12 protein-coding genes and 2 riboswitches are annotated in these 15,993 nt (G+C 60.3%); of the genes, 10 read left to right on the top strand and 2 right to left on the bottom strand.

What is annotated here, in order from left to right; translation table 11 throughout:
* Window positions 1-125 precede the first annotated feature (125 nt).
* Window positions 126-368 (bottom strand): hypothetical protein, encoded by a 243-nt coding sequence (locus AXG89_RS05490; RefSeq protein ID WP_062168394.1) that lies wholly within the window; start codon window positions 366-368, stop codon window positions 126-128.
* A gap of 92 nt (window positions 369-460) precedes the next feature.
* Between AXG89_RS05490 and AXG89_RS05495 the strand changes: the two genes are divergently transcribed.
* Together AXG89_RS05495 and AXG89_RS05500 are read left to right on the top strand one after the other, a co-directional pair.
* Window positions 461-910, top strand: a complete 450-nt coding sequence (locus tag AXG89_RS05495) for a mobile mystery protein A (RefSeq protein ID WP_236873408.1) — start codon at window positions 461-463, stop codon at window positions 908-910.
* On the top strand, window positions 901-1,497 hold the full coding sequence (locus AXG89_RS05500; RefSeq protein ID WP_082771340.1) for a mobile mystery protein B: 597 nt from the start codon (window positions 901-903) through the stop codon (window positions 1,495-1,497). Before AXG89_RS05495 ends, AXG89_RS05500 begins: the two co-directional genes overlap by 10 nt.
* 72 nt (window positions 1,498-1,569) lie before the next feature.
* Here AXG89_RS05500 and AXG89_RS05505 read toward each other — a convergent pair whose 3' ends face one another.
* Window positions 1,570-3,666, bottom strand: coding sequence for a UvrD-helicase domain-containing protein (locus tag AXG89_RS05505; protein WP_062168399.1), 2,097 nt, complete (start codon window positions 3,664-3,666; stop codon window positions 1,570-1,572).
* A gap of 265 nt (window positions 3,667-3,931) precedes the next feature.
* On the opposite strand from AXG89_RS05505, the gene AXG89_RS05515 reads away from it, so the two are divergent.
* The 8 genes from AXG89_RS05515 to AXG89_RS05550 all read left to right on the top strand — a co-directional run bounded on the left by AXG89_RS05515 (window position 3,932) and on the right by AXG89_RS05550 (window position 15,985).
* A complete protein-coding gene (locus tag AXG89_RS05515) occupies window positions 3,932-4,978 on the top strand; it encodes an oxidoreductase (RefSeq protein ID WP_062168403.1) in 1,047 nt (348 codons plus the stop codon).
* 138 nt (window positions 4,979-5,116) lie between these two features.
* Window positions 5,117-5,494: a hypothetical protein gene (locus tag AXG89_RS05520; protein ID WP_062168404.1), complete on the top strand. Its 378-nt coding sequence runs from the start codon at window positions 5,117-5,119 to the stop codon at window positions 5,492-5,494.
* Window positions 5,495-5,600: 106 nt separating this feature from the next.
* Window positions 5,601-5,715, top strand: a riboswitch (glycine riboswitch).
* Between the two features lie 43 nt (window positions 5,716-5,758).
* Window positions 5,759-5,891: riboswitch (glycine riboswitch) on the top strand.
* 107 nt (window positions 5,892-5,998) lie between these two features.
* Window positions 5,999-7,123, top strand: a complete 1,125-nt coding sequence (gcvT, locus tag AXG89_RS05525) for a glycine cleavage system aminomethyltransferase GcvT (RefSeq protein WP_062168406.1) — start codon at window positions 5,999-6,001, stop codon at window positions 7,121-7,123.
* A gap of 66 nt (window positions 7,124-7,189) precedes the next feature.
* A complete protein-coding gene (gene gcvH, locus AXG89_RS05530; protein WP_062168408.1) occupies window positions 7,190-7,570 on the top strand; it encodes a glycine cleavage system protein GcvH in 381 nt (126 codons plus the stop codon).
* 63 nt (window positions 7,571-7,633) lie between these two features.
* Window positions 7,634-10,561: an aminomethyl-transferring glycine dehydrogenase gene (gene gcvP, locus AXG89_RS05535; RefSeq protein ID WP_062168410.1), complete on the top strand. Its 2,928-nt coding sequence runs from the start codon at window positions 7,634-7,636 to the stop codon at window positions 10,559-10,561.
* A gap of 117 nt (window positions 10,562-10,678) precedes the next feature.
* Window positions 10,679-11,782 carry an alginate lyase family protein gene (locus AXG89_RS05540; RefSeq protein ID WP_062168413.1) on the top strand — a complete coding sequence of 368 codons (1,104 nt, stop codon included), beginning with the start codon at window positions 10,679-10,681 and terminating at the stop codon, window positions 11,780-11,782.
* A 29-nt stretch (window positions 11,783-11,811) separates the two neighbouring features.
* Complete coding sequence (locus tag AXG89_RS05545; protein WP_062168415.1) at window positions 11,812-13,200, top strand: L-serine ammonia-lyase; 1,389 nt, start codon at window positions 11,812-11,814, stop codon at window positions 13,198-13,200.
* Between the two features lie 1,078 nt (window positions 13,201-14,278).
* Window positions 14,279-15,985, top strand: coding sequence for a thiamine pyrophosphate-binding protein (locus tag AXG89_RS05550; protein ID WP_062168417.1), 1,707 nt, complete (start codon window positions 14,279-14,281; stop codon window positions 15,983-15,985).
* Window positions 15,986-15,993: the final 8 nt, after the last annotated feature.

The following is a 15,993-nucleotide window of genomic DNA, read 5'->3' on the forward strand; positions in this document are numbered from 1 at the left end:
CCGCATCCCGATGGACTGTGGGCCTTTTTCTTGCCGTAAATAAGTGCGGGAAATGCGGGCGCTATTTCTCGACGTTGCGCTCGACATAGCGGGTAGAAGCTCGAAACAAAGCTTCTAAACTAACTTCAGACACCTACGTCCCATACATAAGGCCAACCGGGCAACAGGCGTTCAAAACAAAACTGCGTGGCTTCTGCTGCCTTCCAATGCAGCAAATCAAAGATATCTGCTGCTATATATTGAAGCAATAAGGCGTTCTTGATACGGCATAGCGAGATAGCTGCTCTTACCACCTGATTCATTATAACGAAGCAGTCGGCTAAATCATGCTTCACTAGAATGACGCCTAACACATGTATTTGCTTCATTTCAGGGAACCATAAAGTTGATGATCACGTCACTATAGGCTATCATTTTCCTAATTTTTGATAGCCTATAGGCCAGCAAGATGGATCCTAAAATGAGACAGCTTCGGCTTGAGCAAGTCCAAGCCTCGGCCGCAACGTACTCGGGCTTGACCAACCGTCGCCCCCCGCCGCGTGGATGGTTAAAGGCTATCCGAGAGTCGTTAGGGCTCACCGAGCGACAGCAAGCCGGCAGGTTAGGCATTACCGGTTCGAGCCTGCACAAATCGGAGTCGGCGGAAGCCGAAGAGCGAATCACGCTTGGACAACTGCGCAAGTTGGCTGAGGGACTGGACTGCGAGCTTGTTTATGCCCTGGTGCCCCGAAAGCCACTGACTCAAGTGGTCGAAGACCGGGCGCGCTCAATCGCCCTCCAGGAAGTGAGCGGAGTTGCGCACACCATGAGTCTGGAAGACCAGCGTCCGGCAACCGACCGACTTCGCAAACAGGTTGAGCAGAGAACGGCGGAACTGCTTAGGGGCCGCTGGTCCGACCTATGGCGATAGATTTAGACGAACAGGACGGCCAGACACCGCTCGACCCCGAAGAGCTTGCAGGACTGATACCGACGCACCTGACTACCAAGGGCGACCTGAATGACTGGGAGCAGGAGAACATCATGCAGGCCGTGCAATGGGCTCGCCGTCAACGCAAGGTCGATGTCCTCAGTGAAGAGTTCTGTCGCAACGTTCACAAGAAAATGTTTGACCAGACCTGGTCGTGGGCAGGCACGTTCCGCAAATCCGACAAAAACATCGGATGTGACTGGACGCAGGTCAGCGTCAAACTCAGAAACCTTTTCGATAACACGCAGTGGTGGGTCGATAACGGCACATTCTTGCCCGATGAAATTGCCGCACGATTTCACCGCGAACTGGTATGGATTCATCCCTTTCCAAACGGCAATGGTCGACACTCACGAATGATGGCTGATGCGCTCTTGCGCAGCATGAAACAAGAGCCATTTTCGTGGGGCGGCGACGGGACCTTGGTTAAAGCGGATAACGCCCGGTCGGATTACTTAACCGCCTTGCGTGCAGCCGATAAAGGTGACTACAGTTTGCTCCTGGTCTTCGTGCGAAGCACTTCTTAGCCGTCGTGTGGGCAAGAAAGACAGACGCAAGAGCTTTGCGCTGTTGCGCATGCTGCCTTATGCCACCACAAATCAAGCCGGCTTCTGCAGCAACTCCTTGAGCCGCGCCATCCGGTCCTTCGGCGACATCGGCGCTTCCTCTTCGGTCGGCGGCGGGGCATCGTCCAGAAGCATTTCCGGGATGAACCGCGACGCCTCGCAGATCACCGTTTCGCGCGCCCGCTTGCGTTTCTTGCACCAGTTCAGATGCAGACTGCGCTGCGCGCGCGTGATCGCGACATACATCAGCCGCCGCTCTTCCTCGATACGGCCCGTATCCACGGGTGCATCGGCATCGGCGTCCGGATTGCCCCGGTGCGGCATGATCCCCTCCTCTACCCCGACCAGGAACACGTGCGGATATTCCAGGCCCTTTGACGCATGCACCGTCGATAACCGCACGGCATCCGGATTTTCGTCCTTGCCTTCGAGCATCGACATGAGCGCGACCGTCTGGATCAGACCGAGCAGGTTCTTGCCTTCGTCGCCGAAACCATCGGCGTTGTCATACCCCGTCGCTTCCGCGCCCGCCACTTCCGGCTTCGTGCCCTTTTTCTTCAGCCACTCGCAGAATTCAAGCACATTCTGCCATTTGGACTGGGCTTGCCGTTCGTCGTGGGCATCGTAGAGATACGCCTCGTAATGGATGGCTTCCATCATGTCGTCGAGCACTTCGGTCGCTGGATCGCGCCCCGCCCGGTCGGACAGCCGCTGCATCCAGTCGCAGAACGCGCGCAACGGCTCGACCTGCCGCGCCGAAAGACGCGCCTCGATCCCGCCCATGAACACGGCCTCAAACAGCGAAACCTTTGCCTGGCCCGCGAACGCGCCGAGCGCCTCTAGCGTCGTATTGCCAACTCCGCGCCGAGGGGTGGTGATCGCTCGAATGAACGCGGGATCGTCGTCGGGATTCGCGATCAGCCGCAAATACGCGACGATGTCCTTGATCTCGGCTTTATCGAAAAAGGACTGCCCGCCGGACAGTACGTAGGGAATCCGCTCGCGTCGCAAGACTTGCTCGAAGATCCGCGCCTGGAAATTCCCGCGATACAAAATCGCGTAATCGCGGAACGCCGAGCGCCGCTCGAACTTATGCGCCGATAACCGGAACACGACCGACTCGGCCTCGTGCTCTTCGTCATTGCAGGCGGTCACCGTGATGGAATCGCCCATGCCATGTTCGGACCAGAGCTTCTTCTCGAACAACTTGGGGTTGTTCGCAATCACGTTGTTCGCCGCGGTCAGGATGCGAACCGTCGAGCGGTAGTTCTGCTCGAGCTTCACCAGATGCAGCTTCGGGAAATCCTTGCCCAATTGCGCCAGGTTTTCGAGCGTGGCGCCGCGCCAGCCGTAGATGGCCTGATCGTCGTCGCCCACAGCCGTGAACGCGGCGCGCGGACCGGCCAGCAGCTTTAGCAACTCGTACTGGCAGGCGTTGGTGTCCTGATATTCATCGATCAGCAGGTAACGCAACCGGTTCTGCCACTTTTCACGAACCTGCTCGTTCTCCGCAAAAAGCTGCGCAGGCTTGAGAATCAGGTCATCGAAATCCAGCGCCTGATACGCGTGCAAGGTCGCCACGTAGCTCCGGAACACAATGGCTGCCTGCATCTCGTCTTCATTCGATGCCATCGCCGACGCCTGGTCCGGCGACACCATGCCGTTTTTCCACAGCGAGATGATCGACTGGACCTTCCTGATCAAGCCCTTGTCCGTGGTTCCGAGCTGTTCCTGGACCATGCCGAAACAGTCGCTGGAATCCATGATCGAGAACTGAGGTTTCAGGCCGACGTGCTCGGCCTCCTGCCGCATGATCTGCACGCCGAGCGAGTGGAACGTCGAAATGGTCAACTGGTTCACCGGCACGCGGCGGCCTTCCTTGCCGGGCGTGGTGAGCGTTTTCCCTTCGAGCAGCTTGGCCGTGCGTTCGCGCATTTCGAGCGCGGCCTTGTTGGTAAAGGTCAGCGCGGCGATGTGCTTCGGCTCGAAGCCCTTCCCCTCGATCAAATGCGCGATCTTCTGGGTGATCACACGCGTCTTGCCGCTGCCGGCGCCAGCGAGCACAAGACACGGACCATCGAGATAGCGCACCGCTTCGGATTGCGCGGCGTTCATGCCTGCTGCGGACATCGTTCGGACACTTTGAGATGCGTAAATCGGGCGGACGTTTCAGCCGCCGGCGCTACGCTTGGGTGAGCAAGAATGTGGGCGAAATCGCGGAACCACGAAGCACGCGCAATTTCGAGAGCGCGATGTTAACACGGAAGAAACTGTCGATCGAAGGCATTGGTTCTGACCCTTTCGCTGCAAAAAACAAGCGTGTCCGATGTCGCTCCGGGCTGAAAACTGGCCCGTGCCACAATACCGGCGTCACCAACACCAACAGGATGCCTGCATGACAGCACTTCTAAAAGTAGGCCTAATGGGCTATGGCTTTGCCGGCGAGACCTTCCACGCGCCCGTGATCGAGCACTGCGGCCGCGCAACGGTCGCCGCCATTGCCACGGGCAAGCCCGAGCGCGCGCAGGCCGATTACCCGAACGCAAAGATTGTCGAAGATTTCGACGCGCTGCTCGCGCTCGATGACCTTGATTGCATCGTGATCGCTACGCCAAACGACACGCATTTCGATATGGCCAAAAAGGCGCTCGAAGCAGGCAAGAACGTAGTCGTCGACAAACCTGTCACGCTCTCCGGCGCAGACGCCAGGACGCTCGCCGATCTCGCCGAATCCCGCGGCTTGCTGTTCGCGCCGTTCCACAATCGCCGATGGGACGGCGATTTCATGACCGCACGCGCATTGATAGAAAGCGGCCGGCTCGGGCGCGTGACGCACTACGAATCGCATTTCGACCGGTTCCGGCCGAAAGTGCCGCAGCGCTGGCGCGAGGAAGCGTCGCGCGGAGGCGGTTTACTGTTCGATCTGGGACCGCATCTCATCGATCAGGCGCTGGCCCTTTTCGGCGCGCCGCAGAGCGTGTTCGCCACCGTCAAGATGCATCGCGATCACGCCAGCGCGCCGGATTACGTCCATTTGCTGCTCGGCTATCCGGACAAGGAAGTCGTTCTGCACGCAACCGCGCTCGCCGCGCTCGAACCGCCGCGCTTCGCCATTCAAGGCACGCGCGGCAGTTATGTGAAGACCGGGCTCGATGTCCAGGAAGACCAGCTCAAGGCCGGTTTGCGCCCGGGCAACGCCGAATTCGGCAAGAATCCGCCGGGCCTCTTGCGCGAAGTCGATGGCGACCACGATCTGCGCCAGGAATTCGCCACGCGCGACGGGGCGTATGCGGAGTTCTACCGGTCGCTGGCGGCATCCGTGCTCGACGGCAAGCCGTTCCCGGTTACGGCGCAAGATGCCGTGGATGTCATGACCATCATCGATACCGCCATCCGCAGCAACGCCGAAGGCCGCCGCCTGGATTTCGCGCGGCTGCAATAACAAACGCCTCACATCCGACTTTCAAACACACAGCGTTACATTTGCACACGTCGCCGGCGTCAGCCGGGGCCGTGCGCAGACCGTTCTTCTGCAGTCGCACGAGACTTATCTCAAAAACCAAAAGGGGAGAACAGATACATGCTGACATTCAAGCAAAGTTGCGCGCGTGCGCTCATTGGGGTGGCGCTTGCGGGGTCATTGGCAGCCTGCGTGGTCGAGCCGGCGCGGCAAGTCGATGTAGTCCGCGAAGCGCCCGCCAGGCCCGATCCGCATGCTGAAGCGGTGCATCGGATGGATCAGGTCAATGGCCGCATCAACGCGCTCTGGCATCACGTCGATCAGCGCGTGAACCAGGGCTTCTACCCGCCGCCACAGGGCGATGCGTTTCATCATCGGCTGGATGTGATCCGGCAGGAATCACGCGATATGGCTTCGCAGCACGGCGGCGGTCTGTCGGGCGAAGAACAGCGCACGCTGAACGGCGAACTCGACGGCGTGCAGCACGCAATCCAGTAAGTCTGGCCTGCCTGGCGGACGTTTCCAGCGTCCGCCGGCCAACAGCCTTTCTCGTAGGCTGTCAACAAACCCAGTTTGACATTCGTATATCGGTCGCGTAAATTCGCCGCACGCGTCGGGAGAGAGCGCTGAATTTATTTGTCGCAACCTGGACAAACAAAACGAGCGTCGCCGAAGGGGCACACCCACAAACTCTCAGGCAAAAGGACCGGCTGCGTCGAAGTTCCGTTCATGTAGTGCGCCTTTAATCGGGCATCGAATGGAAAATCGCACTCTGGAGAGCGGCATCGGCTGATAAGAAGTAACGGCCAGTTGCCCACCGAAGGGGCGCGCGTTGAAGTCGGTATATCGGCTCGAAACGTGCAATCTCTCAGGTACCGAGGACAGAGGGGTCATGTACCGGATCGCTACGCGGTTTGAGCTTTGCGTTCGCAAAAGCCCAAACTCCGAGCGGATTGGTCGCATGGCCTTTTTTTGTTTTCGCGCACGCCCGAGGCCCGCTCCATGTCTGATCTTCAACACACGCCCTTGCACGCCACGCACCTCGCGCTCAACGCGCGCATGGTCGATTTCGGCGGCTGGGACATGCCCGTCAACTACGGTTCGCAGATCGACGAACACCACGCGGTGCGCACCGATGCCGGCATGTTCGACGTGTCGCACATGCGCGTCGTCGATTTCACCGGCGACAAGGCGCGCGAGTTCTTCAAGTATGCAATCGCCAACAACGTCGACAAGCTGACCGTTCCCGGCAAGGCGCTTTATTCTTGCTTGCTGAACCCGGAAGGCGGCGTGATCGATGACCTGATCGTCTATTTTTTCGCCGATGACAATTTTCGCGTCGTCGTGAATGCCGGCACGGCCGAGAAAGACATCGCGTGGTTCGGTCATTTGAATGCGGAAGGCGGTTTTGGCCTCACGATCACGCCGCGCCGCGATTTCGCGATCGTCGCCGTGCAAGGTCCGAACGCGCGCGAAAAGGTCTGGCAAGTGCTGCCGGAAACGCGCGAATCGACCGCCGAACTCAAACCCTTCAACGCCGTGCAATTCCCCGAATCGTCATACGGCGACGTGATGCTCGCGCGCACCGGCTACACGGGCGAAGACGGCTTTGAGATCGTGATCCCGGCTACGCAAGTCAAAAGATTCTGGAACACGCTGGTCGCTCAAGGCGTGAAACCGGCGGGCCTCGGCGCACGCGACACGCTGCGTCTGGAAGCCGGCATGAACCTTTACGGCCAGGACATGGACGACACTGTCTCGCCGCTCGACGCAGGCCTTTCGTGGACCGTCGACATGAGCGATGCCAACCGGGCGTTCGTGGGACGGGCGGCGCTCGAGGCAAATGGATCGAAGACGCGCTTTGTCGGCCTGATTCTGCAGAAGGAAAACGGCCGCGCCGGTGGCGTACTTCGTGCTCACCAAAAGGTCGTCACGGCCGACGGCGAAGGCGAGATCACGAGCGGCACTTTCTCGCCGTCGATGCAGGAATCCATCGCGTTCGCACGCGTGCCACCAAGCGTGAAACCGGGCGATAAAGTGCACGTCGTCATTCGCGACAAACAACTGCCGGCAAGCGTGGTAAAACTGCCGTTCGTGCGCAACGGCAAGGTTCTGGCGGCGCTTTAGGCCGCTTTCGAATGCTCGGCAAAAGCCACGCACGTCCCACCCTCAAAGACAAACTGGAGCATCCGCATGAGCATCCCGGCCGACCTCAAATACACCGAATCGCACGAATGGGTGCGCACTGAATCCGACGGCACGCTGACAATCGGCATCACGGATCACGCGCAGGAAGCGCTGGGCGACGTGGTGTTCGTCGAACTGCCGCCGATCGGCAAGACCGTCGCTGCGGGCGACGCCATTGCGGTGATCGAATCGGTGAAAGCCGCGTCGGATATCTACGCGCCTGTCTCGGGCGAGATCGTCGGTGCGAACGATGCGTTGACGGGCACGCCGGACCAGATCAACGGCACGCCGTACGAAAGCTGGCTCTTCAAGATCAAGCCCGCAGCCGACGCCACCACGGATCGACTGATCGACGCCGGTGCGTACGGCACCTCGATTGGCGAGTAAAACTTCTCCACGACCGTGCGGCGTGTTTGCCCATAAAAACCCGCCGCACCTGCAGGAATTCTCATGAAGCTCGAACACCCGGATCGTCTGATGAACCGCTCATCCTTGTCCCTCGCCGCGCTCGAATGCCACGACGCCTTCGCCCAGCGGCACATTGGCCCGGATGCGGCCGACCAGCACGCCATGCTCGACGCACTCGGCTTTGCGTCGCGTGCGGCGTTCATCGACGCGGTGATCCCAGAGGCTATCCGGCGCCATGAAACGCTGCCGCTCGGCGCGTTCACGCAGCCAAAGAGCGAGGCCGAAGCGCTTGCGTCGTTGAGAAAGCTCGCGGATCAGAACCTGGTGTTCAGAAACTATATTGGCCAGGGTTACTACGGCACGCACACGCCGGCTGTGATCCTGCGCAACGTGCTCGAAAATCCGGCGTGGTACACGGCGTACACGCCGTATCAGCCGGAGATTTCGCAGGGCCGGCTGGAGGCGTTGCTGAACTTCCAGCAAATGGTGATCGACCTGACGGGTCTCGCCATGTCGAACGCATCCTTGCTCGACGAAGCCACCGCCGCCGCCGAAGCCATGACGCTTTTGCAACGCGTCGGCAAGCCGAAATCGAACCTGTTTTATATCGCCGACGATGTGTTGCCGCAGACCATCGAAGTCGTGCAGACACGGGCGAAACCTGCCGGCATCGAAGTGAAAGTAGGTCCCGCCGCCGACGCCGCCACGGCCAACGCATTCGGCGTGCTGCTGCAATATCCCGGCGCGAATGGCGATGTGCATGACTATCGCGCGCTGACGGAAGCGGTGCATGCGGCAGGCGGTTTTGTGATCGCGGCCGCTGACCTGCTCGCACTGACGCTGCTCACGCCCCCGGGCGAATGGGGCGCGGACGTGGCGATCGGCAATACGCAGCGCTTCGGCGTGCCGGTTGGTTTCGGCGGTCCGCACGCAGCGTACATGGCCGTGCGCGATGACTTCAAGCGCCAGATGCCGGGCCGTCTCGTAGGCGTCACTGTCGACGCCCAAGGCAAGCACGCGCTGCGTCTCGCGCTGCAAACGCGCGAACAGCATATCCGTCGCGAGAAGGCGACTTCGAATGTATGTACGGCGCAAGCGTTGCTCGCGATCATGGCCAGCATGTACGCCGTGTATCACGGACCGCAAGGCTTGAAGACCATTGCGTTGCGCGTGAATCGCGTCGCGTCCATCTTCGCGGCCGGCGTGCAGAAGCTCGGTTACACGCTCGCGAACGAAACCTTCTTCGATACCGTCACCATCGAGAGCGGCGCGAACACCACGGCGTTGCATCAGGCGGCGTCGGCGGTGCATGTGAACTTGCGGCATATCGATGCAACGCGCGTAGGCGTTTCCGTCGATGAAACCACCTCCCGCGACGACCTCCTCAAGCTCTTCGCGTTGTTCGCGGAAGTGGCCGGCAAGACGGAAACGTTCGATATCGACGCGCTGGATTCAGATGCAAAATCGTCGTTGCCGAAAACGTTGGAGCGCACGAGCGAATACCTCACGCACCCGGTGTTCAACCGCCATCATTCCGAGCATGAAATGCTGCGCTATCTGCGCAGTCTCGCGGACAAGGACCTCGCACTCGATCGCACGATGATCCCGCTGGGTTCCTGCACGATGAAGCTGAACGCAACGTCGGAAATGCTGCCTGTGACGTGGCCGGAATTCGCGCAGATTCATCCATTCGCGCCAGCCGAGCAGACCGTCGGTTACCGGACCATGATCGATCAGCTCGAGCAGATGCTCGTGGCATGTACGGGTTACGCGGCGGTATCGCTGCAACCCAATGCCGGCTCGCAAGGCGAATACGCTGGCTTGCTGATCATCCATGCGTATCACGCGTCGCGTGGCGAAGGGCATCGGAATATCTGTTTGATTCCGTCGTCGGCGCACGGGACGAACCCGGCATCGGCGCAAATGGCGGGCATGCAGGTCGTGGTCGTTGCGTGCGATGAGCAAGGCAATGTCCATATCGCCGACCTGAAGGCCAAGGCCGAAAAGCACGCGGCCAATCTGGCGGCGATCATGATCACGTATCCGTCCACGCACGGCGTGTTCGAAGCGAACGTGCGCGAAATCTGCGAGATCGTGCATGCGCACGGCGGACAGGTGTATGTGGATGGCGCGAACATGAACGCAATGGTCGGCCTCACAGCGCCGGGCCAGTTCGGCGGCGACGTCTCGCACTTGAATCTGCACAAGACGTTCTGCATTCCGCACGGCGGCGGCGGACCGGGCGTGGGTCCTGTTGCTGTCGGTGCGCATCTGGCGAAGTTCTTGCCGAACCAGCAATCGACCGGTTATCAGCGCGATGCGTCGGGCATTGGCGCGGTATCGTCGGCGCCTTATGGCTCGGCCGCCATCTTGCCGATTTCGTGGATGTACATCGCGATGATGGGCGCGCAAGGCCTCACGGCCGCGACCGAAAGCGCGATCCTCGCCGCGAACTATGTGGCCAAGCGCCTCGCCGCACATTACCCCGTGCTGTACAGCGGCGCCGGCGGTCTGGTCGCGCACGAATGCATTCTCGATCTGCGCCCGTTGAAAGAGACGAGCGGCATTTCGGTCGAGGACGTGGCAAAGCGTCTTATCGATTACGGTTTCCACGCGCCGACCATGAGCTTTCCGGTTCCCGGCACGCTGATGGTCGAGCCGACGGAATCGGAATCGAAGGAGGAGCTGGATCGGTTTATCGATGCAATGATCGCCATTCGCGACGAAATCCGTGCAGTCGAAGAAGGCACCTCGGATCGCGAAGACAATCCGCTGAAGCACGCGCCGCACACGGCGGCGGTTGTTGTTGCGGACGACTGGACGCACAAGTATTCGCGCGAAACGGCGGCGTATCCGCTGGCATCGCTGGTCACGCGCAAGTACTGGCCGCCGGTTGGCCGCGCGGACAATGCGTACGGCGACCGGAACCTGTTCTGCTCGTGCATTCCGCTGTCGGAGTATGGTGAATGAGCGTTGAATAAGCGATAGATTCAACCGCGCGGCTTTCCCCGAAGCCGCACGGTTTTGCCGGATTCACGCAACACCAGATACCATCTCACCCGAACGAAGCCAATCAGGGAGTTTTGCATGGCGCGACAGGTGCGAATGGTGAACAAGACGTGGCGTGTTCCGGCGATTATCGCGGCTCTTGCAGCAACGGCGTTGAGCGCGCAGACCGCGACCGCCGCAATGAATTTTTGCGCCGCGCCGGCGATGCAGAACAGCGAGCGCACGAACGCCGATCCGGGCGTGAAAGCGCTGGTCAAGATGGTGCAAGCGCATTTGAACGAGCAGCCGAAGGCGCGTGCGACCTTGCATACGGAAGGCACGTTGCCGCACCAGGGCATTCGTGACGAAAGCGAGGAAGCGGAGAAAGATCTCGGGCTGATGCGCGACGCCGCGCTCGCCTGGCGCGCGACGGGAAACGAGGCATATTTGCGTCTCGTCGACCGGTTTTTATTTGCGTGGGCGACGACCTATCAGCCGAGTTTCAATCCTATCGACGAAACGAATTTCGAATCGCTGATCCTTGCCTACGACCTGACCGCGAGCGCGCTGCCCGTGAAGACGCGCAATGCCGCGAACGCGTTCATCACGAAAATGGTGACCGGCTACATAGCGGATATCGACAAACAGAAACGGCCGCTCACGGGCACGTATCGGAACAATTGGCAGAGTCACCGGATCAAGTTGATATCGATGGGCGCGTTCACCATCGATGACCGCAAGCTCATCAACACAGCGCAGCGTCTGTACGTGGAACATATTGGAGACAACATTGCGCCGGACGGTTCCACCGTCGATTTCGCCGAGCGCGACGCTTTGCATTACGTGACCTACGACCTTCAGCCTCTGGTCACGGCGGCTCTCGCTGCGCGCCGTCACAACCGCAACTGGCTCGCCGAACGCGCGCAATCCGGCGCGACGCTGGCTGGTGCATTGAACTGGCTGACGCCGTATGCGCTTGGCACGCGCACGCACGAGGAATTCGTGAATTCGAAAGTTCCCTTCGATGCCAGCCGCCGCGAAGCCGGCCTGCCCGGTTTCTCGGGGCAATGGGATCCGAAGAACAGCGCCGAATTGTTTCATCTTTCAGCACGGCTCGACGGGCGATACACGCCCATCGCGCTGCGTCTTGCACCTACTCCACCCGCCTGGCTTGCGGTTTGTCTGCCGCTGCCGGCGCGATGATTTTCTAGCGGCACTTAGCAGGAGCAGTCATGGCAGTCAGCGTTTTCGACCTTTTCAAAATCGGCATCGGTCCGTCGAGTTCGCATACGGTTGGGCCCATGCGAGCGGCCTTGATGTTCGTGCAAGGGCTTGAACGCGATGGTCTGCTTGACGCGACGGCTTCCGTGAAATGCGAGTTGTACGGCTCGCTGGGCGCGACGGGCAAAGGTCACGGCACGGATCGCGGCGTGATGCTCGGTCTGATGGGCGACGCGCCCGATACCGTCGATGCCAGCACGATCACCCCTCGCCTCGAAACCGTGCGCGCGACCAGGAAGTTGTCGTTGCTCGGGCGGCATGAGATTCCGTTCGTGCAGAAGGATCACATTGCGTTCTTGCGCCAGGCGTTGTCGGAGCATCCGAACGGCATGAAACTGCACGCCTTCGATGCCAACGGCGTGTCACTACGCGACGCCACCTACCTTTCCGTGGGCGGCGGGTTTGTGGTGACGGCGGGGGCATCGAACGTGAAGGTGCTCACGGCCATAGAACAATTGCCGTATGCGTTTCAATCCGGCGACGAACTGCTCGCGCTCTGCCGTGATACCGGCAAATCCGTTGCGCAACTGATGTGGGACAACGAGCGCGTCTGGCGCAGCGACGAGGAGATCCGCTCGGGTTTGCTGCGCATCTGGGACGTGATGCAGTCATGCGTGAAGCGCGGGTGCGGTATCGACAACCCCGATGCCGATGGTTGCCTTCCTGGTCCTTTCCAGGTCAAGCGTCGTGCGCCGGTTTTGTATCGGGCGCTGGTTGGCAAGCCTGAGCAGGCGTTGCGCGACCCGCTTTCCATGATCGACTGGATCAACCTGTACGCGATCGCCGTGAACGAGGAAAACGCCGTGGGCGGGCGTGTGGTGACGGCCCCGACCAACGGCGCAGCGGGCATCATCCCGGCCGTGCTGCATTACTACGACCGGTTCATGCCGGGATCGAACCAGCAGGGCGTGATCGACTTTTTGCTGACGGCGGCGGCCATCGGGATCTTGTACAAGATGAACGCATCGATATCCGGCGCTGAAGTCGGATGTCAGGGCGAGGTTGGCGTTGCATGTTCGATGGCCGCGGCCGGATTGGCGGCGGTGATGGGTGGCACGCCGACGCAGGTTGAAAACGCGGCTGAGATCGGGATGGAGCACAACCTTGGGCTGACTTGCGATCCTGTTGGCGGGATGGTGCAGATTCCGTGTATTGAACGAAATGCAATGGGATCGATGAAAGCGGTGAACGCGGCGCGCATGGCGATGCGCGGGGACGGCAGTCATTATGTTTCGCTGGATTCCGTGATCAAGACGATGATGCAAACCGGCGCGGATATGAAGACGAAGTACAAGGAGACTTCGCGGGGCGGGTTGGCGGTGAATATTGTTGAGTGTTAGGTGCTGGCGCTTAGGCGGGGGGAGGCGGTCGGGGTCAATGCCGGGTTGCTGCTTTTTAGGCTACCGCGCGTTGGTTGCTGACTGATCTTTTTAGCACTATTAGCCACTGTCCGTGGCGGGACTTCATTTCACGGGTTTTGCGCTAGCGCTCGGGATAGTGTTCGTTGCGGTCGGAGTTAATGCCGGGTTGTTGCTGTTTGAGCTTGCTCGCGTTCTGTTCTAGCTGTTCTCTTTAGCACTATTAGCCACTATCCGTGGCGGGACTTCATTTCTTTTTCCAACGGCGAAAAGAAACGAAGCAAAGAAAACGCCTCTCAACCGCTAGTTCTTAAGTGTCCCGAGCGTGCATGTACAACTGTTTGGTCCTTCAGAAGAACGCTCGACGCCATAACCACCAACACTTGAACCCCTCCCCCTCCGTCAACAGATACCCACACGCTTCGCCACCAGTAATTGTGGCAGTCAATACGGAAACCTGGCCCAAGTGAACAACGGGTTGAGCACGTGACGGCGCTACAGCATCCTGAACTTGCCGAGACTTTACCGGCGGTGGTCCCAGGCTCGCGCGGGCAAAGCGGAACCAGTACAGCCAAGCCCGTCGTTTGGGCGTCAGCGCGCGCAGCGCGGAAGCCTCATTAACGGATTCCCACACTGGTGGCGAAGCGTGTGGGTTGCCGTTGACGGAGGGGGAGGGTTTCAAGTGTTCTTGATTGCGGCGTCGAGCGTTCTTGTGAAGTACCAAACAGTTGTCACTGCACGCTCGGGACACTTAAGAATTAGCGGTTGGAAGGCGTTTTCTTTGCTTCGTTTCTTTTTCGCCGTTGGAAAAAGAAATGAAGTCCCGCCACGGACAGTGGCTAACAGTGCTAAAGAAATCAGCTAGAACGGAACGCGCGAAAGCCTAAAAAGCAGCAACCCGACATCAACCCGACCGTAAACCGCCCCCGACCAAGCGCCAGCGCGAAAACCCCGCCTAGCGTCACCGCCCCGCCCCAGCGTAAGCTACGAATTCCAGCTCCGCTTGCGAGCCAAACCGCCAAACCGCCGAACCACCGAACCTTCCGAGAGGTTTCATCGAATGGCATCTGCAGTCCCAGCATCCCACCCCAACCCGACGACCGGCGCGAAGCTCATCGTCGATGCCCTCCTGACCCACGGCGTCGAACGGGTCTTCTGCGTCCCGGGCGAAAGCTTTCTCGCGATCCTCGATTCCCTCCACGACGAAACCAGCCGCATCCAGACCATCGTCTGCCGTCACGAAGCCGCCGCGGCAAACATGGCCGAGGCAGTCGGCAAACTCACCGGCCGCCCCGGCGTCGCACTCGTCACACGCGGTCCGGGCGCGACGCATGCATCCATCGGCGTGCATACGGCCTTCCAGGACTCCACGCCGATGATCCTGCTCATCGGCCAGTGCGCGCGCGAACACATGGATCGCGAGGCGTTCCAGGAGATCGACTACCGCCGGATGTTCGGGCAAATGGCGAAATGGGTCGCGCAAATCGATGACCCCAGGCGCATCCCCGAATACCTCAGCCACGCGTTTCATACGGCAACGTCGGGACGCCCCGGTCCGGTCGTGCTCGCGTTGCCTGAAGACGTCCTCAGCGATGCCTGCGAAGCCGTTCCCGGCGCGCCGCGTTATCAGCGTGTTGCCGCAGCGCCCGCGCCGGCGCAGATCGAGCGCGTGCGCGAACTGCTGGCGGCATCGAAGAAACCGTTTGTGATTGCCGGCGGCAGCGGCTGGACCGAAGAAGCAACGGCCGATTTCGCGCGTTTTGCGCAGGCGTGGCAACTGCCCGTAGGCTGCGCGTTCCGCTTCCAGGACACGCTCGATAACAACCATCCGAACTATGCCGGCGATGTCGGCCTCGGAATCAATCCCGCACTCGCCGCGCGCATCCGCGACGCCGATCTGCTGCTCGTACTCGGCCCGCGCATGGGCGAATCGACGACCGGCGGTTACACGCTGCTCGACATCCCGAAGACCACGCAGACGCTGATTCACGTTCACCAGGGCGCGGAGGAACTCGGCCGCGTGTATTCCGCCGACTTGCCGATCGTCTCCGGCATGCCGGAAATGGCGGCGGCCCTGGCGTCGCTGAATCCGCCGCAAGCTATTCCGTGGAATGGCGCTATCGAAGAAGCGCATGCGGCGTATCTCGCGTGGCGCAAACCGCGCCCCATGCTCGGCGATGTCCAGCTCGGCGAGATCATGGAGCAACTGAGCGTTCGTCTTCCCGCCAATTCGATCGTGACGAACGGCGCGGGCAATTACGCAACATGGTTGCACCGGCATTACGCATATCGCCATTTCAGGTCGCAGGTTGCACCGACCAGCGGCGCGATGGGCTACGGCGTTCCGGCGGCGATCGCAGCGAAGTCGTTGTATCCGGACCGCGTGGTCGTGGCCTTCGCTGGCGACGGCTGTTTCATGATGTCGAGCCAGGAACTGGCGACGGCGATGCAATACCGGCTCGCGGTGATTTTCGTGGTCGTGAATAACCAGCAATACGGCACGATCCGCATGCATCAGGAACGCCATTATCCGAATCGTGTGCATGGAACCGCGCTCACGAATCCCGACTTCGTAGCCTACGCCCGTGCGTTCGGCGCACATGGCGAACTTGTCGAGACCACGGCGCAATTCATGCCGGCGTTCGAGCGTGCTTTGAAAACCGGTTTGCCATCGGTGGTAGAAATCAGGATTCCGCAAGATGCGAGCACGCCGGCCGCAACGCTCGATCAAATCCGCGAGCAGGGCGAGAAATTGCGGCAGAAGTAAAAAACCAG

Origin of the sequence: Burkholderia sp. PAMC 26561 (assembly GCF_001557535.2) — a bacterium.
Classification (GTDB): domain Bacteria; phylum Pseudomonadota; class Gammaproteobacteria; order Burkholderiales; family Burkholderiaceae; genus Caballeronia.